Source organism: Nonomuraea glycinis (genome assembly GCF_014646515.1).
GTDB classification, from domain to species: Bacteria; Actinomycetota; Actinomycetes; order Streptosporangiales; family Streptosporangiaceae; genus Nonomuraea; species Nonomuraea glycinis.
Window position 1 is genome coordinate 1 of record NZ_BMNK01000032.1, and the last position, 26227, is coordinate 26227.

Genomic DNA, 26227 nt, shown 5'->3' on the forward strand with positions numbered 1-26227 from the left:
GTCCCAAGCAGCCGCATAGGCTACGCCCATAAGACGGCTGTCCGGAATCACCGTGGCACCTCAGCCACCGATCGTCTACGAGCGGCAGATCATGACCGCGCGGACAGCCACCAAGGCGAGGTTTCAGGAGACCATCGCCGCATAACCGAGTCTCCACGCTTTCAGCGGATGGACAGATTGCAAAGAGTCACATGATGCCTGCAAACCGTAACTGTAGATGGCTTTGCGGTTCACGTGAAGAGACACATCTGCAGCGGGCCCCTCACAGCCGAGGCACAGCCGAGCACAGCTCTCCGTTTGCGACTACAGAGCCGCCGGGCGGCTCGCCGTTGACGTCGGCTTGTAAGCCTTTGATCGCTTCATACCAAGTATGGGTGTAGATCGACGAAGGGAGCATGGCCGGTGCGTCGTAAACAGGCGGAGTTCGCCACAGACTCCGTGGCGTTCGAAGCCTTCTACCGGCGGCACGTCGAAGGCATCTCGCGATTCCTCGCCCGCCGGGCCGATGACCCCCATTTGGTCGTAGACCTGGTGGCGGATGTGTTCCTGGCGGTGATGGAGTCCGCTCACACCTACCGGCCGGGACGGGGCAGCGAAGTCGCGTGGCTGTACGGCGTAGCACGCAACACGCTCTCGGCCGAGCGGCGCCGGGCCTTGAGGGAGTCCCAGCTGACCGACCGAGTAAGCAGGCGGCGGCCGCTGGACAGCGACGACATCGCCCGGCTGGAGCAGCGCATCGACGCGGAGGAGCCTGCCCGGCGGGCCTTCCAGGCCATGGCCGAGCTGCCCGAGGGGGAACGCGCCGTGCTGGAGCTGGTCGTCCTCGATCAGCTGACGGTCACCGAAGCCGCGAGCTCCCTCGGCATCCGGTCGGGGACCGCCATGGTTCGGCTGCACCGCGCGCGCCGAACGCTCAAGGAAGTGCCCTTCGTCACGGAAGGAAACGGCACATGAGTTTCGAGGAGCAGTTGCTGATGGATCTGAAAGTCGAATTCGCCGCGCGGGACGAACGCCGTCGCCGTACTGTTCGCCGTATTTCCGTGGGAGCGGCGGTGGCCGGCCTCGCCGCCGCGGCGGCCATCGCCGTACCGCTGATGACCGGCACGGAGAGCCCGGCGTACGCGGTGAGCAAGAAGGCGGACGGCACGGTGGGGGTCGAGATTCGGGAGTTCAAAGACGCCGATCAACTGGAGCGGGACCTGCGGGCGGCGGGCGTCAGAGCGGACATCACGTACCTCGAGTCCGGCAAGCAGTGCGAGAAGAACAGAGGAAAGAGCGTCCTGGCTCCGGACGGGCTCGTCACCATGCGGGAGGGCGGGCTGGATATCAAGCCTCGGCTCATCGACGAGGACAAGACATTGGTGTTGGAGTTCTCCGGCAAACAGGACGATGAGAAGGAGCCCCCCGTAACCGGAAAAGTGTTCTGGAAGCTCGCCACGCTCCTGATCCCCGGCGATGTCGGCCCGTGCGTCGTCATCGACGACCCACAGTGGGACGATGACGGCAGCGACACATCAGGACAGCCGCCTGCGGGGAGCTAACTCCCAGGCGTCGTTGCGCAGGAGCACCATCTTCCCGCCGGGCCCCAGCCCGGTGACCGTGACGTCCGAGCCGCCGACCATGAAGTCGACGTGCACGCGCGAGGTGTTCACACCCGCCGCGTCGAGCCGTGCGGGATCGTCGGTACGCAGGTGGGCGGGCACGCCCGGAGGCAGCCCGGCGCCCCAGGCCAGGTGGCAGGTGGCGTTCTCGTCCAGAAGGGTCTCCATGAAGGTGATGCCGCTCTCGCCCACCCGCGAGGAGCTGTCGACCAGAGCGAGCTCGCCCAGCCGGGCCGCTCCCGCGTCGGTCGCCTGGTGCGCGCGGACGACGTCGGCTCCGGCGCTCGCCCTGACACCGGTCACGACGCCGTCGGCGAAGGTCAGTTCCAGATCGCGGATGACCGTGCCGTCGAGGGACAGCGGCCGGGTGGCGCGGACCGTGCCGTCGACGCGCCGGTAGTCGGGAGTCGTGAACACCTCCTCGGTCGGCAGGTTGGCCTGGAACGGGCGGCCCTGGACGTCCTCCAGGCGGGCGGCGGTCCAGTGGGCGTCCGGGAGCAGGCCGATGGTCAGGTCGGTGCCGGGGCCCTCGAACCGCACGGCGTCCAGGCGCATCTCGGTGAGCCGTCGGGCGCGGTCGAGCAGTTCGGCGATGCGCTGCCGCCACGCCTCGCGCGGGTCGGGCTCGTCCAGACGGAGGACACGGCGCAGGTGCCGCCACAGCCGGGCCTGGTCGGGTTCGCCGAAGACGGCGCGGGCCCACTCGGGCGTCGGGCAGGGGACGATCGTCCAGCGGACCAGGTTGTCGAGCTGGAGCCGCTGCCGGGAGGTCAGGGCCGGCATGCGGTCCAGCCCGACGCGCACCGGATCCAGCCCGGCCAGGAGGTCGGGGGCGGCGGCGCCGCGGATGTTGACGAGGACGCCGCTTTCGCGTCCGAGCTCGTCGTTGCGGGCGTCGAGCCACGAGGGCACCTCGGCCAGGCTCGCGGTGGCGGCGTGCCGGACGCGGGATCGTTTGACGTACGGGTCGAAGTACCAGACGTCGACGTAGCGGGCGCCTCTGGCGTACGCAGCCTCGGCCAGGGCGCGGGCGAGCGGGGCATGCTCGATCTCGGCGTTGATCAGCACCCGGTCGTCCGCCAGCAGGGGCACGGCCACGTCGAACACGACGTCGGCATAGCCGGACAGGTCAGCGGGGGGAACGGTCAAGGGGGGCTCCTTCGTGTTCGTGGTGACGTACGGGCAGGAACAGCAGCGCTCCGGCGGCGGACACGACGCCCGCGAGGGCGAAGCCGCCGGCCAGGCCGAACCGGTCGGCGAGGGCACCGAGGGCCAGGGCGGCGGTGAGGAATCCGATGTCGAAGAAGGCCGTCGTGGTGGCGACGGCGGATCCGCGTTCGCGGGCGGGCAGGCCGTGCACCGCCATCCTGAGGAAGGCGGGCAGCCCGAGGCCCTGCCCGGCGCCGATCAGCGCGATCGCGCACCAGGCCCCGGCCGGAGAGGGCCAGGCGGCGAGCAGGATCGATCCCGTCCCGGTCAGCAGGAGGGAGGTGACGGCCAGGCGCGTCGGGGCGGCCGTGGCGAGCAGGCGATATCCGGCCAGTCGGATGGCGACGAGGACGCCGCCGTAGGCCAGGAAATGGAGGCCGCCGGAGCCGCCGAGCGCGGCGAGGTGCAGCGGCAGGAAGGCGCTGATGGCGGTGTAGCCCCACACGGAGGCCAGGTAGCCGAAGCCGGGTCGTAGAGCGGACGTGTGGTACAGCCGGGCCCGCCGGGTTCCCGGATCTGGGCTCGCGCTCTCCGTGTCCGGGCTCATCGTCTTCGGCAGGGTGAGGCCGAGCGCCGCCGACCCCAGCGCCACGGCCGCGGCCGTGACCCAGATTGCGGCGAACCCGGACGCGGCGTACAGCGTCTCGGCGATGACCGGCCCCGTGAGCAGGCCGGCGTTGACGGCGACGGAGAAGTGGTTGATCGCCGCGCCGGGCCGCCGGTGGTCGCTGGCCAGAGTTGCGAGGCCGACGTAGGTCAGCGCCTCACCGATGCCGGCGACGCCGCGCAGGACGAGGAAGAGCGGTAACTGCCCGACGGCGAGCAGCGCGAGGGACGTGCCGGACAGCAGCAGCGCGCCCGCGCACAGGGCTGTGCGGCGTCCGGCCCTGTCGGCCACCCGTCCGGCCAGCGGGCGCGCGAGCACCCCGGCCACCGCGGTGACGGCCAGCGAGACGCCCACCATGCCGGCCTGCTGGCCCAGCGGGCCGGTGACGTATCGCGGAACCGCCGGGATGAGCAGTCCGATCGACAGGAACGCGCCAGCCGAGCAGACGGGCAGGCGGCCGATCACCGCTCGTCACGCAGTTCGGGCAGGCGGCCGATCATCGTTCGTCACGTAGTTCGAGCAGGAGCGCGGTCATGCTGACCTTGACGCCGTCGTGCGGCGGGCCGGCCTTGTCGTGCAGGAGCGCCACGGCCTGGTCGATCAGGCCGACGATCTCCTCCCAGACGGGCCTGGCCAGCCATACCTCGGCGTCCATCGACGTGCGCTGGCGATCAGTCTCAGCCAGGCGCCTGGCCAGGTCAGTGCTCATCGCCCGGTGGACGATTTGCCGTCCCTCGGACCGGTCGAGGCGCTCGCCGCTGGACGGATCGTACCGGTACCGCAGTTGCGGACGGCCCTTACCTGCCCGCGGCCGCTCGTCCGTCTGCTGGAGGAAGCCCGCTTTGGCCAACTGGCGCAGGTGGTAGCTGGCTGAGGCGTGCGCGATGCCGAGTTCGTCGGCGACCTCGGTGGCCGACATCGACGCGCCGGTGAGCAGCGACACGATGCGGATGCGCAGCGGGTTGGCCAGGGCGCGCAGGGGAACCAGGTCATCCTGATTTTCCAAAGACACCTTGGGATTATAATTTATCCAACAGCTCTTGGGAAAGAGGTGGCTCTGCGACGCGCCCTCAGGGCTGGACGGCAGTGCCGGACGATCGCGGCGTTCATCCCGGAGAGCGATGATGAGGCGGGCCGCGGCGTGGCGGGCCGAATCGCCCAAGCGGTAACGAACGGCGCAGACTTCATCGAGCCGCTGCTGGAGGTCCTCGACCTTCCACCGCCGCAGCGAGCAGGTCACGCGGTACGACCTGTTCGATCGCGTTCCACACCTGCGACGGCCCGACGAGGAGGCCTTGCACCTCCTTCGGCCTCCAGCGCCTCACGGCGGACCGGGACTTCGTGTCGATCACTGAGCACGAGCGACCTCCGTTAGGGTTCACGGATGCTGCTGACGATCATTGGCGGATGCGGTGCGTGGCCGGCGGCGGGCCAGGCCTGCAGTGGTTACCTCGTGGAGCACGACGGGTTCAGGCTGCTCGTCGACCTTGGACACGCGACGGTGCCGCGGCTGCTGGAACGGGTCAGCGCCGATCAGATCGATGCCGTGTTTATCAGCCACGGACATCCCGACCACTGCGCCGACCTGAACCCGCTGTTGCGGGCGCGCACGATGCGTGATGACCCGCCGGCGGCGCTGCCGGTGTACTCGCTGCCCGGCGCCCTGGACGCGGTGCTCGCGCTGGACCGCCCAGGGGTGCTGACCGACGCCTATGTCCTGCACGAGTTCACCGTCGGCAGCGGATTCGACATCGGCCCGTTTCGCGCACAGACTCGTCTGCTGCCGCACTCGGTGCCCAATGCCGGCATACGGCTGACAGCGGGCGGACGGGTGCTCGCGTACACGGGCGACAGCGGCCTGAGTCCCGACAGGGTGGAACTGGCGCGTGACGCTGACCTGCTCCTGGCCGAGGCCACCTTTGTGAACCAGGTCCCGGAGGATTCCCGGCGTTACCTGACGAGCGCCCGTCAAGCAGGCCGGCAAGCCCTGGAAGCCGATGTCCGGCGCCTGGTGCTGACGCACCTGCAGCCAGGCACGGACACTCCGGCCGCGCGAGCCGCCGCCGGGGCCGGCTACGACGGTGAGATCGGCATCGCCACGTCCGGTCTCACCTTCGACCTTTCGTGAGCCAAGGTTTCGGGGATCGAAAAACGTTCACCGGACGCGGGCTTGGACAGGACTCCACCCGTCATCGCTGTCTCGGTTCACCGCGCTGCTGGTCGCGCCGATGACCGATCCGGATGTCCTGCGTGTGCCGGTGGGATCACCGCCGGCCGATGCGCGATCGTCGCGTGGATGTGTGCCTGCCGACAGTGTCATCCGCGCAGATCATCCAGCTCGCCCGCCTTGTGTCCTGCGGGTGCCCGAAACTCGGCCGTTGGGGTTGACCTGGGGGTCGACTGTTCTGTTCTGGCGGGCGTGATCGCTGTTCGTGGCGTTGCGGTTGCTCTATCTGATCTTCATTCGGCTCGCGGGTCGGCTGGTGCGGTCGGGGCGCTCGCAGAGGTCGAAGGAGGCGGAGATCCTGACCTTGCGACACCAGTTCGCGGCGTTGCGTCGGCAGGTGGCCCGGCCTCAGCCGGCGGGGCGGACCGAGCGGTGATCAGCGCGCTGGCGCGGCTGCTGTCTCTGGAATGTCGTCGGCGGTTGTTCGTGACGCCGTATTGCAGCGGCTGAGTGAGGGCGCCCGGGCCTACAGCGCCTGGTGGAACGTCAACGCCCACAATCAGCTGAGCTTCGCAGCCGGAGGCGACCTCATCTTGACGATCGACGCGTTCTCCCCCGGGCGGCCGGAAGCTCAGCTGGGAAACGATCTTGAGCACTGTGGGAAGCGATCTTTCTGAGGGTGTCATCGTCGCTGCTCAACCACACTCGTGAACACCCACCAGCAAGCTCGGAACGCTCGGTTCCAGATCATGGAACCGGACCTTCTGACATAGTGAGCATGTGCAGGCAGCGGCGGAAGATCGGCCTGAACCGATATCGACGTGCTGGAACTACTGGCTCGCGGTTCCGACCGGTGACCAGGTCGGCGTCATGGAGATCCTGGGGTTGTCGTTGCCCAGGCCGATTACCTTTGCCGAGGCACAAGAGGTGATCGACGAAGACGGACACGGCGAGCCCGGCAGTCGTGATCACCTGTCGCGGGTTTTTGTCACTCCCGAGGTGGACGGCTGGACCCTGGTCATCGGCGCATGGTGCGACCCTTTCGACGGCGAGCGTCGTGAGGATGTGCTCAGGTTGTGCCGGGCGCTCAGTGCCCGCTATGGAGGGGCGCAGGCCTATTACTACGGCGCGCAGGGGGACGGTTCGGCATGGCTGGTGGCCGAGAACGGCTGCGCCGTTCGCCGGTACGCGGCAACCGGCGAACCGGATGACAAATCGCTCACCCTCGGTAACCCGCTGCCCTATGAACAAGTACGGTTGCTGGAACTGGGGCTGTCGGTCGATGGAGACTTGCGGACGGCAAGCGTCGAACAGATCGATGAGTGGACACTGGCGGCCTTCGACATGGCCCCAGAGATCGCCGCCGCCTGCGGTGTCAGCCCGTTCACGCTGACTCACGACACGAAGGTGTGTGGAACCGGCGTGCTCGCGATTACGCCGGAGGGCGCCGGCCGCGCGTTCGAAGACACGGAAGACTGCTGATCCAGCGATCACGGCCATACCGGTAGACCGTGGACGGCCGGGCGGAGTCAGCAAGAATCAGCGAACCCAGTGACGCGGGCACGCATTCGAGGTCATCGGTTGTCATTTCCAGGTCACCTGACGGCACGGTTTGGCATCCGACAACCCTGCTCGACACGCTTCACCGGGGTTCGCATCGAAGGGGCCAGGGCTTCTACAACCCGCGCCGCCGTCACTCCGCCAACGGCCAGCTCAGCCCCGCTGAATACGAACGCCGACACACTCTCAGCAACGCCCAAGACCTCGACTATGCTGCCGCATAGTCGCAAGCTCTGATGTGTCTATCGAACCGGGGCAACTCCAGCGCTTGTCGCACTGTCGTTCCATCTGCTGACCCGGCTGCCCTGGCTGGCCGGTCGCATCTGGTCAGATGAAGTGGTGCAGGTGAGCCGATGGTTCGCAGGGCGGATGACGACTTCCCCGTCAATGACGATTGGGGACTACCGCGTCGGCGGGAACCCACAGGTGAAGGGTCAATCTTCGAGGCAGAGGAAGGTGCCCTTCTCGCACGTCTGCTCGGGGGTCGGCTCGGGCTCTTCGCGGGTTTGCTGGTAGGTCGTCGTCTCTGCGGGTTTCTGGTCGTGTTCGATGGCCGCGGGAATGAAGATGAAGACCAGCACCACCAGTGTGACGACCCCGAGGACGCGGGTGAATGCCACGGTGCCGTCGCTGGGTTCGTGGGCCTCGGGATTCTTGTAACCGGAGGCCTGCATCAGCCAGTAACCGCGGGGGAACACAGCCATGAACAGGCATATAAGCGCGAACAGGATGGTCAAGAAGGTCCACATGGAGCCCCCCGCGGGCTGACGTCGGATAGGAGCTGATTCGGCGAATCAGCAGCTGATTTTCACGTTTCCGGCGGTGGCGCCGCCCGCGCTGTCGGAGTACATCCACACACGCCAGGTGTAATTGCTCCCTGCGCAGCCCTTATAGACCGCGGCGCTCTTGCTGTACTTGGGGTTCCAGGTGTCGTTCCCCACGGTCTCCCAGCCGTACCACCGCTTGCGCTGAAGTTTGAGCGTGACTTGGCCGGTGCAGCCAGTCGACACGGTGCCCGCGCCGACCACGCTGTTCCCCGTAGCAGTCCTTTTGGGGGTGCCAGGGAAGAGGACGCACTTCGCGGCGCCGCTGGATTCAATCCGGGTAGAAGCTGCCGCTGCCGGCTGGACTGCCGCGACCAACCCGGCGGTCAGAAGAGGTATGACCGCCGTGACGGCCAACCGCGCACGAATACTCCGCATCACAGAACCATTCTTTACAAGCGAGGACGATAAGGAGCCCTGAATCAGAGGACCCCCAGGACGAGAGGGACTTTAGTGACGACCGGTATATCCTCGGTATGCTGAGCCTGTACCACGGCCGAGTAGTCAGAAGTACGGTGTCCAGCCGGAACTGATCGCGCTGGCCGGGCCGAACTGGTTGCCGCCCTTGCCGTTCCAGACGGTCAGCGTTCCAGTGGCGGCGGAGAAGAGGTCGCCCACGCCGTCGGCATTGAAGTCCGGGGTGGCCGATGCGCTTGTCCCGGCGCCGTGGGGGTTCTGCGCGTGGGTGAGGGTCTCCCAGCCCAGGAAGTGTGACACCCCGGCGGGGCGGTTCTGTTCGACCCATCGCTCGGCGTCGGGAATGTCGTATCCGAGACGATGGTGCAGCGCGTTGTAGCCGACCTCGAAGTGGTCCCCCAGGCCCTTGGTGACCTTTCCGCCGCACAGCCAGGACGGCACCGTCCCGCCCAGCTCCAGGCGCGCGTGGAGGTCCATCGCGGATCGCAGCCGGTGCTTGGCCGTGGCGTACAGGTCCACGCCCTGGTGGCGGGCCGTCTCCGCGACGTGGGAGATGGCCGCGAGGCCCCATCCGGTGTGCCAGAGGTCACGGCAGGTCTCCTGGGTCAGCCCGTCCACGAACGTGGTCTGGCCCTTCCAGTAGTCGATGATCTCTGCTTTGGTGTCGTGCTTGCTGTTCGGCGGCGCCTTGGGGTACGAACCGTCCGTCTTGAGGTAGACGTAGGCGGGCAGCCTGCCGCGCCAGGTCGTGATCGCCCGATCGAAGGAGGCACGGTCGTCCAGGTGCACGGCGATGCCGATCGCGGCATCCGTCATGATCAGTTCCCAGTTGCCGTTGTTGTCAGGCCTTCCGGCGATCACGGTCGGGAGGTACACGGTGCGCAGCTTGCCGGCGAACCGGCCGGCCTGGGTCCACCCGGTGTAGGTGTGCTTGATGAGCTCGGCGGCGCGGGAGAAGTTGGCGCCCGCCCAGCCGGTCTGCAGCGGCGCGTTGTCCCCGGTGTGTTTGGTGATCACGGCTGACCAGGCGTCCATGATCTGGATTGCCTTCTGGGCGTAGCGGGAGTCCTTGGTGAGGTACCACCGCAGGGCGTGCGTGTAGGCCGCCATGGCGTCCTCGCGTTCGTCGGAGCAGCCGTTGTCGGGTTTCGACGACGGGCCGCAATTCACCTCGGCGCGGGGGTGGGCCGTATAGGACAGCTGGGCGAAGCGATGGAGTTGCAGGGCGTTCCAGGCGGACTTCCACGGCTCGTTGCCGAGGTTGGCCCTGACGAAGTCGAGCTGCGCCCGGCTGACCAGGACTCCGGGATGGTTGAACACGGCCGCCTGCGCAGGTTGCGGCATGGATAAGGCAGCGACCACGAGTATGGCGGCGGCAAGAGGGCGGGCGAGACGCACGGGCTTCCTTCCTAGATGAAAACGCTCATTTCGCCAGCCGTCGGTTCGGCTGTCAAGGCGTTCGTGCCGTGGCCATAGGCCCGCTATACCCGCGGCATACCGTACCCACGGTTGGACCCCATGCGGGGGCGGGATGCCGGCCGGACGGCGACGAGGGCGGGGCAGACCTGCTTGTGTCCCGGACCACGTCACCCTGTCTGGGCGGGGGCGTCCAGGTCTCCGTCCTGATCGGCCGGCGCGAGCGCCAGGCCGGCGTCGACGGCTCCATTCCCCATGTGGATCCCCGAGGGTCGCAGTACGTGAAATCTCATGATTTGCCCCTTCTTGTGGTGCCGGAGATCTAAGGTCTAAGGCGGCCCAGGGATGTCCGAAATAGCCCTCCGTGGGTTCAGGACAACGCGGCAAGTACTCCGGACAACACGAGGTGAGTGAGCATTGGGGCGGCCCGAGCAGCCGGTGGATCCGCTGGCCGGCCCCGTCGAAAGACTCGCCTGGGAATTGCGCCGGCTCAGGGACGAGGCCGGGCGACCGAGCTACCGCTTACTCGCGCAGCGCGCGCATTTCTCGCGGAGCACCCTCGCCGAGGCGGCCACCGGGACGCGGCTGCCCACCCTTGAGGCGACACTGGCGTACGCCGTCGCCTGCGGTGGCGATCGCGCCGAATGGGAGCGGAAGTGGCATCTGGTCGCGGCCGACCTCGAACGGTCGCAGCGCCGTTGCCCTTACCCCGGCCTGCTTCCGCTGGACGTCGACGCCGCCGACCTGTTCTTCGGCCGGGACGACCTTCTCGAGGTCCTGCTGAAGGCCGCGAAGCAGGGACCGCTGACGGTGGTCCGCGGGGCCACCGGCAGCGGCAAATCCTCGTTGCTGCGGGCCGGGCTGGCCGCGCGGCTGACCGCTGCCGGAACCACTGTCAAGCTGTTCACTCCGGGTGCGCACCCGCTGTCCCGGTTGCACGCCACCGACGCTGACGGCTCCGACGTGATGATCGTCGACCAGTTCGAGGAGACGTTCACGCTCTGCGCCGACGAGCGGGAACGCGTCGGCTTCCTCGACGCGCTGAGCGAGCTCGTCAGCGGTCAGGACGGCCCGGCGCTGGTGATCGGGATCCGCACCGACTTCTACGAGCGCTGCATGTCGCATCCCGGTCTGGCCGCAGTGCTCCTCGACAGCGTTCACCTGCCGGTCGGACCCATGTCCGAGCAGGAGCTGCGCGCCATCATCACCGAACCCGCCGCCCGGGCGGGGCTGAGCGTGGACCCGGATCTGGTGGTCACCGTGGTGGCCGAGGCCGCCGAGCAGACGGGGGCACTTCCGATGGTCGCGCACGCGCTGCGCGAAACGTGGAGCAGGCAGCAGGGAGACACGCTGGCGCTGGCGGACTACCGGGCCGTGGGCGGCGTGTCCGGCGCGATCGCGCGAACCGCTGAGCACCTGTACGCCGATCTGGAAGCCGACCAGCGGCAGTTGCTCCGCGCCGTGCTGCTGCGGCTCGTCGCCCTGGGCTCGGGCAGCTCCGACACCCGCCGCGGTCTTGACTGGGACGAGCTGGCCGGCATCGGACCCGCCGGAGAGCTGGACGCGGTCCTCGACCGGCTCGCCGCCGCCAGGCTCATCGTCGTGGACCAGGACCTGGTCGACATCGCGCATGAAGCGCTCCTCACCGGCTGGCCCCGGCTGCGGGAATGGCTCACCGCTGACCGTGAGGCCCTTCTGCGGCACCAGCGGCTCACGTCCGACGCGGCCGAGTGGGACCGCAACGGGCGCGGCGAGGACTACCTGTACCGCGGCACCCGCCTCGCTCTCTGGGACGGCGAGGCGAGCTTCGTTCCGCTGAACGAGCTGGAGCGGACCTTCCTGGCGGCCTGCCGCGCGAGCGCGGCCGAGCGCGACCGGGCCCGCCGCCGGACCCGTCTCGCCTTCGGCGGGCTGCCGGTCGCCGCCGTCGCGGTCATCGTGCTGGCCACGCTCGTCCTGGTCCAGGTAGGCAACAGGGCCGTCGAGCGTGACCGTGCCGCCTCGGTACGGCTGGCCGCCGAAGTGCGCCGCCAGCTCCACCAAGACCCGGAACTGGCGTTGCTGTTGGCCATCGAGGCGTACGAGGTGGAGCCCACTCCGGAGGCCGACCTCGTGCTCCGCCAGGCCACGGTGGACGCCCGGCTGCGCGGCTCCACCCCGGTGGGCCTGCGCAGGGTCACCGGAACGACGGCCACCCCGGACGGCCGGAAGATCGCGATCTGGGGCGCCGGGTCGGGCCCGGCGGACCTGGAGATCTGGAGCCTGGACGGTACGGCACCGCGCCGGGCCGACCATGTGCTTCAGGCGGATCGTACGGACGGCATTCAGAGCGCTGCGTTCAGCGAGGACGGCCGGCGGCTCGTCACCGGAGCCGCCGGAGGAGAACTGGTGCTGTGGGACCTGGCGTCAAGCGGTCCGCCCGTGGTGCTGGGGACCGTTGACGGTAGCGTCCACGGCGTCAGCGTCAGCCGGGACGGCAGGGTGGCGAGCGCGCACAACGACGGCGTGCGCATCTGGAAGCCGGGACGCGCCGAGCCCGTCAAGCTCAGTGTCCCCGGCCGCGCGGTCAGGAGCGTCGCGTTCAGCCCCAGCGGCCGGCTGCTCGCCACCGGGGGCAACGGATCGCCGCTGCGACTGTGGGACATGACCCGGGACCGGCCCGTACTGCAGCGCGCGGCCGCGCGCGGCGAGCCGGAGCAGGTGGCCGTCAGCCCGCGTGGACCATGGGTCGCGACCGTCGAAGACGACGTTCCCCGTGTCTGGGACGCGACGGAGACGCCGGCCGGCGACTGGATCCCGCAGATCGAGCTGGCCGCCCACGCCCCGAAGCTGAACGGCCTGGTGTTCACCGCGGCCGGGGATCGTATGGCGACCTACGGCGCCGACGGCGTGATCCGTGTCTGGACGACGGGCAGCGACGCCGACCCACTGGTGTTGCGCAGCCCGAAGGGGAATCCGCGCGGGGCGGCGTTCACCCCGGACGGGAGGTCACTGGTCAGCGTCGATGCGGACGGCTCCCTGCGGACGTGGGACGTCACGGCGGGCGACCCGGCACCGAGCGAGGGCAGGCCCCTGACGCTCAGCGCTGACACGAGCACGGTGGCGGTCAGCGCGGGGCAGGATTCACTCCTCAGCCCGCGGGACGTCCGCGTCAAGATATGGCGCGGCACGACCCCGGCCGAGGTGCACGGCCCGCGTGATGCCGGCTACCTGGTCGCGCTGAGCCCTGACGGCCGGCGGATGGCGGGCGTCGGCCGGGCCGGGACCCTGAGCCTGTGGAGCCTCACCACCGCCGGCGCGCCGGTCACCACACCCGCGCCCTTCCGCGGCCTCCCGAGCGCCCTGGTGTTCAGCGCCGACGGGAAGCGGATCGTGGCGGGCGCCTTCGACACCGAACCGCAGGTGTGGCAGGTCTCCCCGTCCGGCGGGCTGACAGCGCTCACCGGCTGGCAGAGCCGGCCCACCGGCCGCGCCGACGGCGACGTGGCACTCAGCGCGGACGGCATGAAGCTGGCCGACGCCCGTGACGACCACACCGTCGTCGTCTGGGACCTGACCGGCAAGAGCGAGCCGAAGATTCTTCGCGGCCATGTGGAGGACATCACGGGCCTCGCCTTCAGCCCGGACGGGCTGCGACTGGCCGCCGCGGCCGCGGACGGCGCCATCCGGCTCTGGGACACCGGCGGCCGGGGCGAGCCCGCGAACGTGCTGTACGGCGCCGAGAGCACCGTCCGCAGAGTGAGGTTCAGCCCTGACGGCGCCTGGCTGGTCACCAATGAACCCGCGGGCCACCTGCGGCTCTGGCGGGCGGCAGGCGGCGGCGAACCGCTGGAGTTGACCGGCTGGGGCGCGACCGGTGGTCTCGCGGCGTTCAGTCCCGACGGTACGCGGATCGTCAGGGGGTTGAGCCCGCAGATCTTCCTCGGTCGCTCGCTGGTGACCGGCCTGGGCGGCAGCCTCGTCCGGGGCCGCGCCTGCGAGGTGTGCGGCCCGGCCGAAACGGTGCTCGAACTGGCCAGATCGCGCCGTACCCGTGAGCTGACCGCGGAAGAACGCCGCAGCCATCTCGGCCCGAACTCCTGATTCTGTCCAGGCCGCTCTCCCGGAGGGTCTGATCAACGCGCTCCCGCGCTCAAGTGCTTGACGGGGTCGGGAGGTTGCGGGAGGTCCAGGGCGAGCAGGACCTCCAGCTCCTCCTCGGTGAGGAGATGGACGTCACGCAGAATCCGAGCGGACTGGTGCCAGCACTGCCGTGCCTCGTCCTGCCGGCCAAGATCGTGCAGGGCGTCGCCGAGCCCCCACAGGGTAACGGCCTCCAGCGCGCGGGCACCGGCCTTGTGGTGGAGGAAGGCCGACCTCCGGTATTCGGCCTCGGCCTCATCGAGCCTGCCGGCGCGTCGGTAGGCATCGGCCAGCGTGTCGGTCGCCGTTGCCTCGCCGAGGGGATTGTCGAACTCCGCCCAGATCTCCAGGCTCTGCCGGCTCGCGTCGATCGCGTCGTCCAGCCGGCCCATTCTGATCAGCACCGCGGCCCGGCCGTTGAGGATCATCGCTTGGTAGGCGCGCAGGCCGCCGGCTGTCGCTGTCGCTGTCGCCTCGTCCTGGGTGGCGAGCGCGTCGTCGAAGCGCCCCAGTTTGCCGTAGGTCGTGCCGAGGTTGTGGAGGGTGCCCGCCTTACGTTGGGGCAGACCTGCGCGATCCCAGCACACGAGGGCACGCTCGAACTGCTCGACCGCGGGCTCCAAGCGGCCCTGGTTCTTGTGGATGCTGCCCAGTTGGTTGTGCCCGCGGGCTTGACCCGCCCAGTCACCGGCGTGGACGGCCACCTGCAGGGCTTGGTGATGGATCTCGGCCAGATCGGTGAGCCAGCCTCTGTGGCTGAAGGGTCTGTTGAGACTGGCGGCGAGGCCTTCCACGGTGCCGGGATCGTCGGTGCGGGTGGTGGCCTGCCGGGCGACGGCGATGAGATTGTCGCGCTCCAGCTCGATCCAGTCGATCGCCTCCTGCGGTGTGTCCAGGCGAAGGCCCGGCTGGGAGGCGCGGAGATTTCTGACGATGGGGGAGATGGGATCGAGCAGAAGGCTGGCCGTCCTGGCTGTGGCGAGGTAATGGTGCAACGCGCGGCGGGTCGCGGCCACCCGATCGCTCTCCTGGACGATGTCGCCGGCTTGTTCGTGGGCGTAAAGGCGGACGAGGTCGTGCATCCGGTAGCGGCCCGGCCCCGCCGGTTCGAGCAGCCGGGCGTCCAGGAGGCGGTCCAGCGTGGCCTCCACCATGCGCTCGGGCCGGTCGGCGAGAGCGGCGGTGGCCGCCGGGGTGTGGGTGGGCGTGTCGAGGAGGCCGAGCAGGGCGAACAGGTGGGCGGCGTCCTGGCCGGAGGGCTCCTCCTTGAGGTGATGGAGGCTGACGGCGATGCCGGCGCGGACGGCCAGGTCGGCGTACTCCAGCGTGTCCAGGCGGCGGGTGGCGTCGGCGAGCCGGTCGGCGAGATAGGACAGCGTCCAGTCGGGGCGGGCGGCCAGACGTGCCGCCGCGATGCGAAGGGCAAGGGGCAGGCCCCCGCAGAGCCGGACGATCCGCCCGGCGGCCTCCGGCTCGGCGTGGACCCGGCCGGGACCGGAGATCCGGGCCAGCAGCGCGGTGGAGTCGGATGGATCGAGCCCGGGCAGGTTCAGCTGGCTCGCCCCGTCGAGCGAGGTGAGAACCTGCCGGCTGGTGATGACGACCGCGCACCCCGATCCGGCGGGAATGAGCGGGCGGACCTGGCGGGTGTCGAGGGCGTTGTCGAGGATGATCAGCACGTTCCGCGCCGAGGTGAGGGATCGGTAGCGGGCCGCGGCCTCGTCGACTGCAGACGGTACGGCGGAGCCGTCCAGCCCGAGTGAGCGCAGAAGCCGGCCGAGCGCCTCGAGCGGTGACAGGGGCCGGAGCCCGTCGGTGGCGCCGTGCAGGTCGATGTAGAGAACGCCGTCGGCATAGCGGTCGGCGACGGCGTGCGCCAGGTGTACGGCCAGCGCGGACTTGCCGATCCCGCCGGGACCGCCGATGGCGACGATCGCCGGTGTGCCGGCCTCCCGGCCGGTGAGCGCCTTGTCGAGCCAGGCCAGCTCGACATCGCGGGCGGTGAAGGCGCGGGTATCGGCGGGCAACTCGGCCGGGGCGACGGCGTCGCCGAGCGTGGCATCCTGCGCCGGAGCGGTCAGATCCAGGACGGGATCGCGAGCGAGGATCGCCTGCTGGAGTCGGCGCAGCTCGGCACCCGGCTCGATGCCGAGCTCCTGGATCATGACGCGGCGAGCGTCCTGGTAGACCCCGAGCGCTTCCGATGACCGTCCAGCGCGATACAGCGCCAGCATCAGCTGCGCATGCGGCCTCTCCCGCAGCGAGTGCGCCTCGATGTGGACGGTCAGATCCGCGATCACCGTGTGGTGATGGCCCGCCGCCATCCGCAGCTCGACGTGATCTTCCAGAGCGGTGAGACGTTCCTCCGCCAGGCGGGTGGCCTCGATCTGGGCCCACTCCGGCGACAAGCCCGCCAGCGCCTCTCCCCGCCACAAGGCCAGAGCCTGCCGAAATAACCTGTCAGCCGTAACGATCTCTCCCCTGGCCCGGCCGCCCCGCGCTTCGCGCACCAGCCGCATGAACAGGTGAGCGTCGACGTGATCAGGTGGCACGTCCAGGCAGTAGCCACCTGGGGCAGTCACGATGACCTCATCGAGCGCCCGGGGCGCGAGGAACTCGCGAAGCTTCGACACCACGATGTGGAGCTGCTTCGGCGCTGTCGCCGCCCGGCTCTCTCCCCACACATCGGTGAGGAGCTGGTCAGTGGTGACCACCCGGCCGGCGCTCAAGGCCAGCCGGGTCAGCAGGCCGATCCGTCGGTTGCCGGTCAGTGGCAGCACGTCGCCGCCTGCCGTCAGCTCCCACGGACCCAAGATCTTGATCCTCAGTCCCATCGCACAACCCTCCGCAGGCAGGACCAGCGTCTTATCGGTCATGACCGTTACCTGGTGGAGGGCCTCCTCCGCGATCTTCTGAGTGGCAGGTGACGAACATACCGGAACACACCGCGGGCTGACACGCTGTCGCCGTGTCGTTGACTCTGCGCTGTGCCGTGCTCATCCTGGTCGCTTCCTTCCAGGCGCCAGGTGCGCGAGCCGGGGGCGAAGCCCAGCGCGCCGTACGTTACAGCTGCCTCAAACTCCGACCTGGCTCGTGTCTCGGCCATGCGGCCAGGGCCAGGTCGGCGATCTGGGCGAGTTCGGCCGCGTCAGCGCCGTCCCGGGCGCGTTGCGACATTCCTTGGATGACGACGGCGAAGTATCCGGCCAGGGCGCGGGGATCGGCGTTCGGGGGTAGTTCGCCGTCCTGCTGAGCGGTGCGCAGGCGGTCTTGGAAGACCACGAGGTTGGCGTTGCGCAGATCGCGGAGGAATGCCGCTATCTCGGCGTCCTGGACGGTCACGTTGGTGGCGGCACTGATGGTCAGGCAGCCGGCGGGGTGCGAGGGGTCGGGGTAGATCGTCGCGGCCTCGCGCAGGATGCGAGCGAAAGCGTGGTGCGCTCTGGGCTCCTCGCGGAGGGCGACGCCGATGAACGCGCCGACGGGCGAGCGAGCGTAGGCGTGCACGGCCTCCTTGAACAGCGCCTTCTTGTCGCCGAAGGCGGCGTACAGGCTGCCTGGCCGGATGCCCATCGCCTCGGTGAGCTCGTTGAGCGAGGTGGCTTCGTACCCGCGCTCCCAGAACAGCCGCGTGGCCGCGGCGAGTGCCGTGTCACGGTCGAACGTTCGCGGACGGCCCCGTGCTGTGCCTGCTTGACCCATGCCCCGCATTCTAGAGCGTCCACTCAAAAAGTCGTGTTACCGTATTTTTTGAGCAAGCACTCAAAAATGAGAGGCAGGACATTCATGGGCGGACGCATGCTGGACGACAAGGTGGCGATGGTCACCGGCGGCAGCAGGGGGATCGGGCGAGCCATCGCCGAGCGGCTCGGCCGGGACGGCGCCGTCGTGGCCGTCGCCTTCGCCCGCGATCAGGCTGCGGCCGACGAGATCGTTGAAAGAATCAATAAGGACGGCGGCCGGGCGTTCGCGATCCGGGCCGAGTTGGGCAGGCACGGCGACGCGGCCGCACTGTGGGCCGCCTTCGACGCCCACATCCAACGGCACTCGTTCCGGGCAGGCGTCGACATCATCGTCAACAACGCCGGCATCGGCCGCAGTTCAGACCTGGCCTTACTCACCGAAGACGAGTTCGACGAGGTCTTCGCGGTCAACGTCCGGGCACCGTTCTTCATCGTGCAGCAGGGACTCAGCCGACTGCACGACGGCGGGCGGATCATCAACATTTCCAGCGGCGCAGCCAGGCTGGCCATGCCGGAGATCATCGCCTACAGCTCCACCAAGGGCGCTCTGGACACCTTTACTCTCAACCTGGCCAAGCAACTGGGCCCGCGGGGCATTACGGCGAACGCGGTGGCCCCCGGAATCGTGGATACCGACGCCAACGCAGGATGGCTGCGCGGTAACGCGGACGCCGAGGCGCACGCCGCGTCGCTGCACGCGCTGGGCCGGGTCGGGCAGCCCGAGGACATCGCCGACATCGTGGCATTCCTTGCCTCCGACGACGCTCGCTGGGTGACGGGCAGGGTGATCGACGCGACCGGTGGCGCCGGATTGTGACCCTAGGGCCTGTACGGACTTCAGATCTTCAGATGGGTTGAAGGCTTCGGATCCACAAGATGGCTCCGCGTAGATGCAGGCCAGCCAGGTAGCTTTCGGGAGTCTTGTCGAAGCGGGAGGCCAGCCCGCGCCACTCCTTGATCTTGTTGATGCAGCGTTCGACCGTGTTGCGCTGCTGGTAGAGATCGGTGTCATGGCTGACCGGGCGGCCGCCGCGAGAGCCGCGCTTCTTACGGTTGGCTGCCTGGTCGCTCTTCTCGGGGATGACGGCCATGATGCCGCGCTGACGCAGGTAGAGGCGGTTGGCGCGGGAGGAGTAGGCCTTATCGGCGGCCACCGCAGCCGGGCGAGTGCGCGGGCGCCCCACGCGCAGGCGGACCTTGATCCGGGACAGCACGGCGCGAAACTGTGGACTGTCGCCGGCTTGGCCCGGGGTCAAGACGAAGGACAGCGGACGGCATCGTCGGTCAGCAGACAGGTGGATCTTGCTGGTCAGTCCGCCTCGTGAGCGGCCCAGCTTGGCTGCTGTCAGCCGGACTTGCGCCGTCGTCGTAACTGCCGGACTCCACCTTGGTCCCGGTCGTCGTCTCCGCTTTCGCCGGGTCCGCCGCGTGGGGGGATTTGCCCCTTTGGCGCAGCCCCTTTTCCTGTTCAACGGCCTCGCCTAACACCTTGGCAAGCTCGTCACCCAGGACCATCCCCGCGGCGTGGTGGTGGGCACGGGCCGTCGTGGAGTCCACGCTGACCAAATCGAGGTCGACCTGCCCGCGGGCCGCGGCTTCCGAGATCATCGCCTGCATCAGCTGCTCCAGAACGCCCGCCATCGCCCATGACCGGAATCGGTCGTAGGCGGTGGACCATGGCCCGTACTCGGCAGGCAGATCCCGCCACGGGCTGCCGGTCCGAAACCGCCACATCACGGCGTTGAACTGCAGTCGCAGGTCCGGGATCGGGCCTCGCTCACCTAAGGGCAGGTGCGGCTCGATCAAGGACCATTCGTCATCGGTGAGGTCTCCACGCGCCATAGCGGTGGCCTATCAGGACCTCACGCCAGGGCGCAGGCGAATGCCTCTGATCTCAACTCCGTACAGGCCCTAGTCGTCTTCCGCAGTGAGCAGGCCGCGACGGAAGGCCGCGGCGACGGCCGCCGCTCGGTCGTTCACGCCCAGTTTCGCGTAGATGTGCAGCACGTGGCTCTTGACCGTGGCCTCGCTGATGAACAGGGTGCGGGCGGCTTCGCGGTTGGTGGAGCCCTGCGCGATGAGGCGGAGCACCTCCAGTTCGCGTGCGCTCAGTGAATCGGCGGGCGCGCGTACCTGGCCGAGGAGGCGGGTGGCGACCGACGGGGAGAGCACGGCCTCGCCCCGCGCCGCCGTGCGGACCGAGCGTACGAGATCTTCGCGTCCGGTGTCCTTCAGGAGGTAGCCGGTGGCGCCTGCCTCGATGGCGGGCAGGACGTCCTTGTCGGTGTCGTACGTGGTGAGGACCAGGACGCGGGCGGGGAGGCCCAGCTTGACGAGCTCTTTGATGGCGGTGACGCCGTCCATGACGGGCATGCGCAGGTCCATGAGGATCACGTCGGGGTTCAGCGCCCGCGCGAGTTCGACGGCCTGCGCTCCGTCCGCGGCCTCGCCGAGCACCTCGAAGTCCGGGTCGCCGGCGAACATGCCGCGGATGCCGTCGCGCACGATGGGGTGATCGTCGGCTATCAGCAGCCGGATGGGCGTCTCAGCCATGTACGGTCTCCCGCGCGATCGCGGGCACGCTCGCGGAGATCGCGGTGCCGCCTCCGGGCTCCGACTCGATCTCCAGGGTGCCCGCCAGGCGGCTCACGCGGTTGCGCATCGACGTCAGGCCGAAGCCGCCGCCGTCGGTGACGCGTTCGGGATCGAATCCGGCGCCGTCGTCACGCACGTCCAGGGTGACCATGTCGTCCATGTACGACAGGGTCAGCCCGACCCGGCCGGCGCCGGCGTGCTTGGCGGCGTTGGCCAGGGCTTCCTGGGCGGTGCGGAGCAACGTCTCCTCGACCTCCGGATGCATGGGACGGACCGTACCAGTTGTGGTGAAATCAGCGCGGGTTGCGTTGAGCTCCGACCATTGGGCGACGACGGCCTCCAGCGCTTCCGGCAGGGGCGCGGCCTCCAGCTGGCCGGGGCCGACCGCGTGCACGGAGCGCCGGGCCTCGGCGAGGCTCTCGCGGGCCAGCCGGACGGCGTTGCCCACGTTGCGCCGCCAGTCCTCGGCCTGCTCCGCCGCCTGGAGCTGGGTGATGATGCCGGTCAGCCCCTGGGCGATGGTGTCGTGGATCTCGGCCGCCATGCGCTGGCGTTCGTCGAGCACGCCCGCCTCCCGTGCCTGGACCAGCAACTGGGCGTGCAGGCCCTCGTTCTCCCGCATCGCCTCCTCAAGCTGGATCACCATCCGGCTCCGCTCGGCGCTGCGCTCGGTCGTGATCTCGCCGACGAAACTGAACAGGCTGACCGCCAGCACGATGGCGCTCGTGAAGAACAGAAAGGCGAGGATCCCGTACGGGGTGAGCTCGGGCGGCCCGCCGTTGTAGGCCATGACGCTGATCGCCGCCGTGGCGGTCACCCCGGCGAGCCGGGCCTTCCCCCGTAGATACTGCGACGAATGGAGGAACCCGGTGAAGCCGAAGAAGCTCGCGAACCACATCCCCCGCGAGCTGAGCACCGCGATGAGAATCACCAGCCCGGCGACGTAGAGACCTTTCCTGTCGCCCCGTGACATCACCCAGATCCAGGCCGCGGCCAGCAGCGTCAGGCCGAGCGTGGTGAAGCGGTGACTCCACGCCTGCTCCCCGGTGACCCAGACGAGCCCGGCGGAGAAGACCAGCAGGATGTACGGCGCGGCGGCCATCTGACGCGCGAGCCGCCTCTCCCAGAGGTCCAGACGCCCGGTCACCTTTTACTCCCATCGGAAAAGTCTGGCGGCGGCGACACTGATGATCACCGCGTACGCGGCCAGGACCCCCCACAGGAGGAGGCTGGGGGAGCCACCCGCCCAGACGTCCTGCAGCGCCTGCCTGAACGCCCCCAAAGGGGTGTATCGGCCGATGGACGCCAAGATAGCGGGCATCTGGTCCACGGGCTGCATCAGCCCGGCGAGGAAGGCCATCGGGAAGTACAGCAGGACGCCGATCCCGTTGGCGGCCCGCCCGTTGGGGGCCAGGGCCGCGATGAGCAGCCCGATCGCGAACAGCGCCGCCGTGCCGAGCAGGAAGGTCACCAGGGCCGGCAGCGCCGCGTCGGGCAGATGGGCGCCCAGCACGGTGCCGGCGACCGTCAGGAGCAGCCCGCAGGCGGCCACCACGAGGACGAGCTGCAGGATCAACTGCACCACCAGCATGCTGCCGGGACGCACCGGGGTGGTGGAAAGCCTGCGCAGGATGCCCCTTTCGCGGTAGGTCGCCAGGGTGGTGGGCATCAGGTAGAGCCCCACCAGCCCGACGGCGATGGCCAGCGACATCGGCACGAGCACGGTGTCTCCCGGCTCGATCGAGCTGCCGAAGACCACCAGGATGAACAGCGGGATGAGGAGGGCGAACATCGCCCCCGGCTCCCTGACCAGCAGCTTCAGTTCGACGGAGGTGAGTTTGGCGAGCGCGGTCATGAGGGGTTCTCCATCAGTTGTCAGAGGTGAACGAGCGGCCGGTGAGTGCGAGGAAGGCGTCGTCGAGCGTCCGCTTGTCGATGCGCAGGTCGCTGACCAGCACGTGGTGGCGGGCGAGCCGGGCGGTCACGGCGGTGGCGAAATCTCCCCGGCCGGTGACCACCACCCGGTTGCCCGTCCTGCTCACGCCGGAGACGCCGGGTACGTCGTCGAACAGGCCGGCCGGGTCGGCGCCGTTCTCCGTCATCACCGTGAACCGCATCTGGTGCTCGGCGTCGATCCCCTCGATCAGCCCGGCCGGGGTGTCGATCGCGACGACGGAGCCCCGGTCGAAGACGGCGACCCGGTCGCACAGCTCCTCCACCTCGTCCATGAAGTGGCTCACCAGCACCACGGTCACGCCGCTGGCCCGGACCTGCTTGATCAGCTCCCAGGTCGTACGGCGGGCCTGCGGGTCGAGTCCGGTGGTCAGCTCGTCGAGGAACGCCACCCGGGGATTGCCGACCAGCGCCAGCGCGATGAACAGCCGCTGCTTCTGACCGCCCGACAGCTTGCCGAAGCGGGCATTTCGCTTGTCGGCCAGCCCCCACTGCTCCAACAGCTCACGCCAGTCACGAGGCTTGGCGTAGAAGGAGGCGTACAGGTCGAGCGCTTCCCAGACCTTGAGGTTCTCCGGCAGTTGGGTGTGCTGGAGCTGCACCCCGATCTGCTCGCGCAGCGCCCGGCCGTCCTTGACCGGGTCGAGCCCGAGCACCCGGATCGACCCGGCGTCCGGCCGCCGCAGCCCTTCCACGCACTCCACGGTCGTGGTCTTGCCGGTGCCGTTGGGGCCCAGGATGCCGAAGATCTCGCCGTCCTCCACCGAGAACGACACTCCGTTCAGAACCGTCAGATCCGCGTACCTCTTGGTGAGGTCGGTGACTTCGATGACTGCCATGCCTCAAGCATCTTTCACCTGGTCAGCAGGCGAATCGACTGAGCGGCCACGATCAGGCATGGATGCGGCTGACGGAAAAATCAGCCGTTCGGTTGATTCGCCGCGAGGCAAGCATCGCTCCCGGCCTTCAGCCGCCGGACGAGCCCTGGTCGGTCACGCCCGGCGGATCTTGATGTGGCGCATGTCGGTCACCGCGAGCTGCAAGATCTCATGCGGATGGCCGTGCGCCTCCAGCGCGGCCATCGCGCCGAGCGCCGCCTCGTCCTGGCCGTCGTCCGGACCGGCCGGCACCTGGCAGCGGAAGGTGAAAGCCGTCACGCTCTGATCGTGGGTGAACGTCCCGGCCTCGGTGTAGGCGGTGTCGCCTGCGGCAAGGACGGCGGCCCGCCCGGCTTCGTCGAGCCCGGTGAACTTCCCTCTGATCGTTACCCTGAACAACTGCTCATTCCTCTCGTACGGCATAGCCGAGCAGGCGCTTCCCCATGAGCTCCTCGGCGGCGTCGACCAGCTCCAGCACGTCATCGGCGATGACGTCCGGCCGCTCGCCGGCTGCGGTCCGCCTGCCGATCTCCGACATGACCATGCTGTGCAGGCTCCCGAGCTGCCAGGCGACGGCCCGCGGCAGCGGGTCGCCGGGCGCCGCACCGGTCTCTTGGACCAGCAGGTCGGCCAGCTCGGCGGTCATCTGGTGGGCGAGCCGCTCCAGCCGGGCGGTCAGTGTGGGCGCGGCCCGCATCATCTCCAGCACGCGGCCGAACCCCTCGCTCAGCCCGAGCCTGCGCTCACGCCCGCGCACCTCCTGCCGCAGCCGCGCCAGGACCGCATCGGCCGCCGACTGTCCGGCTCGGCGCTCACGCACGATGTCGGCCAGCCGCTGCGGGGAGGCCTCTTCCGGCGGCAGGACAAGGTCCTCTTTGGCCTGGAAGTAGTTGTAGACGGTGTTGACGGACACCTCGGCAGCCTCGGCGACCTCGGCGATCGTGACGTTGTCGAAGCCACGCGCGACGAACAGGCCGATGGCCACACCGGAGATCCGTTGCCGAGTCTGCCGCTTCTTGCGCTCACGCAGACCTTCAGGCATAGGTGGAGTCTACTCCAAATTTGGAGTCGATTGCAGTTATAGTCGTCGATCACCAGTCGTCGGAGAGGGCGTGCTTGGGCGGGGCCGTGATCCTGACGGGGGTTCCCCATCCTCGATAGATGATGTTCATCGTCATGGTTTCGGGATCACCTTCTCCCGCCCGGGTGAACCTGATGATGGCGTGGAAACGTCTCGGCAGGTTGTCCGGGCCCACCCAGAGTTTCCAGGTGATCGGCCCGCTCCAAAAGCCATCCTCCCGCTCGGTCCCGAAGGTCATCCCGGCCTGCCTCTCACCCAGCTCAGGAACCATGACCGTGCCGCTGTGGAGGGTCGTCTTCACTCCCTCGAAGGTTCCGCCGTCGGTGCTGATCGCATGGTGCGAGGCGCCCAGCTTGAGGAAGCCCGGGTTGATCCCGTTGATCAGGTCCTCTCCCCAGATGACCCCGGCCAGGTTCTGCGCGTAGGTCCATTTCCCCACTGTCGACGGCGACTTCCAGACGTACTTGCCGTCCTTGGCACGCACGTAGGACTGTGAGTAGAACTTCCGGCCGATGCTGATGTCCCGGGACCGGCCTGTCCCCTCTGCCTCCTGGGAGATCGTCGTGGTGTCGGCGGCGTACACGCCTGAAGCTCTGAAGCGGTAGGCACCGGACGCCTTGATATCCCAGGTGGCCGGGGGTCCGCCGCGTTGCTTGACGGAGAAGCGCACGCTGCTTTTCTTCGCGAACTGCTTTTTGATCGCTTTGACGACGGAGGCGAGAGACTCCGATTCGGGAGCCGCGTGCACGGCGCCGCCCGGAATCGTGATGCTCAGCAGGCCGGCCACCACCAGTGCGACGCTCATGCGTTTCATGCGCCGATCATCACCAACGATGATCTCGATCTTGTCACAGCAGCTTGATCGGGGAGAAGCCGGGGTCTGCCTGACTCCAGGGAGACCTGGCGCGCGGAGAGCCGGTGCTGGGCGGGCGGGGCCTGGCGCGGAGGGCGCAGATGGGTGGGCTTGAATCTCAAGTGGCTTGAGATCCCATAGTGGCGGTATGGACGACAACGAGCTGTATCCGATTGGGGATGTTGCACGCCGCACCGGTCTGAATGTCAGTGCCATCCGGTACTACTCCGACACCGCGATCGTCGCGCCCACCCGCGTGACCGACGCGGGCCACCGACTGTACGACATCCGCGCCATCGCGCGACTGGAGCTCATCCGCACCCTCCGAGAGCTGGACGCCGGCCTGGACGACATTCGCCGGCTGCTCGATGGGGAGACGTCGCTGCACGATCTCCTCACGGCGCACCTGGAGATCGTCGAGCGCCAGGAGCGCGGCCTGCGGGCCAGGCGGGCGGTGCTGCGGACCCTGGTCAAGCAGGGCGGCACGGCCGATCAGGCGGCCCTGATGCACAAGCTCGTCTCGATGCCCGACGAGGAGCGCGAGCGGCTCGTCGACGACTTCTGGAACGAGGTCGGCGAAGGCCTCGACGTGCCCTTCGGCTTCGTCGAGCGGCTGCGGACGATGCGGCCGAGCCTTCCAGAGGACCCCACGGTCACCCAGCTCGAAGCCTGGATCGAGCTGGCCGACCTGGTCCAGGGCGAGGAGTTCCGGAATACGGTCCGCTCCTACCTCCAGGACACCTACTCCACCTCCCCGGGACGGGACATAGCCGCCACACCGATCCAGAACTTCATCTACGGGACGGGGACGGTGATCATGGAGGAGATCATGGCGGCGTGCCGTTCCGGGCTGCCGACGGACTCTTCACGGGCACAGGAGCTGGTCATACGCATGGCGGACGCGGTCGCCGAAGCCGTCGGCAGGCAGTCCACGGCCGAGTTGCGTGAACAACTGGCCACGGGCTTCGTCATGGTCGAGCAGTTCCAAAGGGAAGAACCCGAGGAGATGCCCCGGTACGACGCGACTCATGGCAGGTACGTGTCCCTGGTGGCCGTGATCAATGAGACCCCGCCCGACAAGGGCGAGGAGTTCACAGCGCTCTCAGCGTGGATGGCGGCGGCCCTTCACGCTTCCGTCCGGCCGGGGAGTGAACCGGGTACGCCGGAGAGGGCAGACGGGTGAGGGCGGTAGCCGACGCGG

Annotated in this window: 23 protein-coding genes and 1 pseudogene; 7 read left to right on the forward strand and 17 right to left on the reverse strand. The window is 68.8% G+C overall.

Annotated features, from left to right (window positions below; genetic code table 11):
- Positions 1-402: 402 nt before the first annotated feature.
- Together IEY87_RS45080 and IEY87_RS45085 are read left to right on the forward strand one after the other, a co-directional pair.
- Positions 403-954, forward strand: coding sequence for an RNA polymerase sigma factor (locus tag IEY87_RS45080; RefSeq protein ID WP_189145069.1), 552 nt, complete (start codon positions 403-405; stop codon positions 952-954).
- Positions 951-1541 carry a hypothetical protein gene (locus IEY87_RS45085; RefSeq protein WP_189145070.1) on the forward strand — a complete coding sequence of 197 codons (591 nt, stop codon included), beginning with the start codon at positions 951-953 and terminating at the stop codon, positions 1539-1541. Before IEY87_RS45080 ends, IEY87_RS45085 begins: the two co-directional genes overlap by 4 nt.
- Here the strand turns inward: IEY87_RS45085 and IEY87_RS45090 are convergent.
- The 3 genes from IEY87_RS45090 to IEY87_RS45100 are packed head-to-tail and all read right to left on the reverse strand — an operon-like array spanning position 1515 to position 4657.
- Positions 1515-2750: an aminopeptidase gene (locus IEY87_RS45090; protein ID WP_189145071.1), complete on the reverse strand. Its 1236-nt coding sequence runs from the start codon at positions 2748-2750 to the stop codon at positions 1515-1517. The genes IEY87_RS45085 and IEY87_RS45090 overlap by 27 nt on opposite strands.
- Positions 2731-3882 carry an MFS transporter gene (locus IEY87_RS45095; RefSeq protein WP_189145072.1) on the reverse strand — a complete coding sequence of 384 codons (1152 nt, stop codon included), beginning with the start codon at positions 3880-3882 and terminating at the stop codon, positions 2731-2733. Before IEY87_RS45095 ends, IEY87_RS45090 begins: the two co-directional genes overlap by 20 nt.
- A gap of 31 nt (positions 3883-3913) precedes the next feature.
- Positions 3914-4657: an ArsR/SmtB family transcription factor gene (locus IEY87_RS45100; RefSeq protein ID WP_225277733.1), complete on the reverse strand. Its 744-nt coding sequence runs from the start codon at positions 4655-4657 to the stop codon at positions 3914-3916.
- 144 nt (positions 4658-4801) lie between these two features.
- Between IEY87_RS45100 and IEY87_RS45105 the strand changes: the two genes are divergently transcribed.
- Together IEY87_RS45105 and IEY87_RS45110 are read left to right on the forward strand one after the other, a co-directional pair.
- Positions 4802-5545: an MBL fold metallo-hydrolase gene (locus tag IEY87_RS45105; RefSeq protein WP_189145073.1), complete on the forward strand. Its 744-nt coding sequence runs from the start codon at positions 4802-4804 to the stop codon at positions 5543-5545.
- 819 nt (positions 5546-6364) lie between these two features.
- Positions 6365-7066: a hypothetical protein gene (locus IEY87_RS45110; RefSeq protein ID WP_225277734.1), complete on the forward strand. Its 702-nt coding sequence runs from the start codon at positions 6365-6367 to the stop codon at positions 7064-7066.
- A 512-nt stretch (positions 7067-7578) separates the two neighbouring features.
- On the opposite strand, the gene IEY87_RS45115 is transcribed toward IEY87_RS45110, so the two are convergent.
- The 4 genes from IEY87_RS45115 to IEY87_RS46940 form a co-directional block, all read right to left on the reverse strand.
- Positions 7579-7881: a DUF6199 family natural product biosynthesis protein gene (locus tag IEY87_RS45115; protein WP_189145074.1), complete on the reverse strand. Its 303-nt coding sequence runs from the start codon at positions 7879-7881 to the stop codon at positions 7579-7581.
- A 57-nt stretch (positions 7882-7938) separates the two neighbouring features.
- Complete coding sequence (locus IEY87_RS45120) at positions 7939-8172, reverse strand: hypothetical protein (protein ID WP_189145075.1); 234 nt, start codon at positions 8170-8172, stop codon at positions 7939-7941.
- 300 nt (positions 8173-8472) lie between these two features.
- The gene (locus IEY87_RS45125; protein ID WP_189145076.1) at positions 8473-9729 is read right to left on the reverse strand and encodes an alginate lyase family protein; all 1257 of its coding nucleotides are present in this window, start codon (positions 9727-9729) and stop codon (positions 8473-8475) included.
- A gap of 242 nt (positions 9730-9971) precedes the next feature.
- The gene (locus tag IEY87_RS46940) at positions 9972-10094 is read right to left on the reverse strand and encodes a hypothetical protein (RefSeq protein WP_263652770.1); all 123 of its coding nucleotides are present in this window, start codon (positions 10092-10094) and stop codon (positions 9972-9974) included.
- A 124-nt stretch (positions 10095-10218) separates the two neighbouring features.
- On the opposite strand from IEY87_RS46940, the gene IEY87_RS45130 reads away from it, so the two are divergent.
- The gene (locus IEY87_RS45130) at positions 10219-13884 is read left to right on the forward strand and encodes an nSTAND1 domain-containing NTPase (protein WP_189145077.1); all 3666 of its coding nucleotides are present in this window, start codon (positions 10219-10221) and stop codon (positions 13882-13884) included.
- Positions 13885-13916: 32 nt separating this feature from the next.
- Here the strand turns inward: IEY87_RS45130 and IEY87_RS45135 are convergent, their stop codons facing one another.
- Positions 13917-16757 (reverse strand): AfsR/SARP family transcriptional regulator, encoded by a 2841-nt coding sequence (locus IEY87_RS45135; protein WP_189145078.1) that lies wholly within the window; start codon positions 16755-16757, stop codon positions 13917-13919.
- Positions 16758-16986: 229 nt separating this feature from the next.
- Positions 16987-17625, reverse strand: a complete 639-nt coding sequence (locus tag IEY87_RS45140; protein WP_189145079.1) for a TetR/AcrR family transcriptional regulator — start codon at positions 17623-17625, stop codon at positions 16987-16989.
- A gap of 84 nt (positions 17626-17709) precedes the next feature.
- Between IEY87_RS45140 and IEY87_RS45145 the strand changes: the two genes are divergently transcribed.
- Complete coding sequence (locus IEY87_RS45145; RefSeq protein ID WP_189145080.1) at positions 17710-18483, forward strand: SDR family oxidoreductase; 774 nt, start codon at positions 17710-17712, stop codon at positions 18481-18483.
- Between the two features lie 28 nt (positions 18484-18511).
- Here IEY87_RS45145 and IEY87_RS45150 read toward each other — a convergent pair.
- From IEY87_RS45150 to IEY87_RS45185, 8 genes and pseudogenes are all read right to left on the reverse strand, one after another.
- Positions 18512-19508, reverse strand: a pseudogene (locus IEY87_RS45150) (IS5 family transposase).
- A gap of 69 nt (positions 19509-19577) precedes the next feature.
- A complete protein-coding gene (locus IEY87_RS45155) occupies positions 19578-20219 on the reverse strand; it encodes a response regulator (protein WP_189145081.1) in 642 nt (213 codons plus the stop codon).
- Complete coding sequence (locus tag IEY87_RS45160) at positions 20212-21408, reverse strand: sensor histidine kinase (RefSeq protein ID WP_225277735.1); 1197 nt, start codon at positions 21406-21408, stop codon at positions 20212-20214. The genes IEY87_RS45155 and IEY87_RS45160 overlap by 8 nt, the downstream gene beginning before the upstream one ends.
- Before the next feature lie 3 nt (positions 21409-21411).
- Complete coding sequence (locus tag IEY87_RS45165; RefSeq protein WP_189145082.1) at positions 21412-22116, reverse strand: ABC transporter permease; 705 nt, start codon at positions 22114-22116, stop codon at positions 21412-21414.
- A 13-nt stretch (positions 22117-22129) separates the two neighbouring features.
- Positions 22130-23053, reverse strand: coding sequence for an ABC transporter ATP-binding protein (locus IEY87_RS45170; RefSeq protein ID WP_189145083.1), 924 nt, complete (start codon positions 23051-23053; stop codon positions 22130-22132).
- Positions 23054-23206: 153 nt separating this feature from the next.
- Positions 23207-23491 (reverse strand): DUF6204 family protein, encoded by a 285-nt coding sequence (locus IEY87_RS45175; protein WP_189145084.1) that lies wholly within the window; start codon positions 23489-23491, stop codon positions 23207-23209.
- 4 nt (positions 23492-23495) lie between these two features.
- Entirely contained in the window at positions 23496-24134 is a 639-nt protein-coding gene (locus IEY87_RS45180; protein WP_189145085.1) for a TetR/AcrR family transcriptional regulator, read from the reverse strand.
- Positions 24135-24183: 49 nt separating this feature from the next.
- Entirely contained in the window at positions 24184-24963 is a 780-nt protein-coding gene (locus IEY87_RS45185) for a hypothetical protein (RefSeq protein WP_189145086.1), read from the reverse strand.
- Between the two features lie 211 nt (positions 24964-25174).
- Between IEY87_RS45185 and IEY87_RS45190 the strand changes: the two genes are divergently transcribed.
- Positions 25175-26209: a MerR family transcriptional regulator gene (locus IEY87_RS45190; RefSeq protein WP_189145087.1), complete on the forward strand. Its 1035-nt coding sequence runs from the start codon at positions 25175-25177 to the stop codon at positions 26207-26209.
- Positions 26210-26227 lie beyond the last annotated feature (18 nt).

Coding starts and splice junctions, on each gene's coding strand:
- IEY87_RS45155 (WP_189145081.1), bottom strand. CDS start 20,219: ATGGCTGAGACGCCCATCCGGCTGCTGATAGCCGACGATCACCCCATC.
- IEY87_RS45190 (WP_189145087.1), top strand. CDS start 25,175: ATGGACGACAACGAGCTGTATCCGATTGGGGATGTTGCACGCCGCACC.
- IEY87_RS45125 (WP_189145076.1), bottom strand. CDS start 9,729: ATGCCGCAACCTGCGCAGGCGGCCGTGTTCAACCATCCCGGAGTCCTG.
- IEY87_RS45145 (WP_189145080.1), top strand. CDS start 17,710: ATGGGCGGACGCATGCTGGACGACAAGGTGGCGATGGTCACCGGCGGC.
- IEY87_RS45085 (WP_189145070.1), top strand. CDS start 951: ATGAGTTTCGAGGAGCAGTTGCTGATGGATCTGAAAGTCGAATTCGCC.
- IEY87_RS45135 (WP_189145078.1), bottom strand. CDS start 16,757: ATGGGACTGAGGATCAAGATCTTGGGTCCGTGGGAGCTGACGGCAGGC.
- IEY87_RS45180 (WP_189145085.1), bottom strand. CDS start 24,134: ATGCCTGAAGGTCTGCGTGAGCGCAAGAAGCGGCAGACTCGGCAACGG.
- IEY87_RS45105 (WP_189145073.1), top strand. CDS start 4,802: ATGCTGCTGACGATCATTGGCGGATGCGGTGCGTGGCCGGCGGCGGGC.
- IEY87_RS45140 (WP_189145079.1), bottom strand. CDS start 17,625: ATGGGTCAAGCAGGCACAGCACGGGGCCGTCCGCGAACGTTCGACCGT.
- IEY87_RS45165 (WP_189145082.1), bottom strand. CDS start 22,116: ATGACCGCGCTCGCCAAACTCACCTCCGTCGAACTGAAGCTGCTGGTC.
- IEY87_RS45170 (WP_189145083.1), bottom strand. CDS start 23,053: ATGGCAGTCATCGAAGTCACCGACCTCACCAAGAGGTACGCGGATCTG.
- IEY87_RS46940 (WP_263652770.1), bottom strand. CDS start 10,094: ATGAGATTTCACGTACTGCGACCCTCGGGGATCCACATGGGGAATGGA.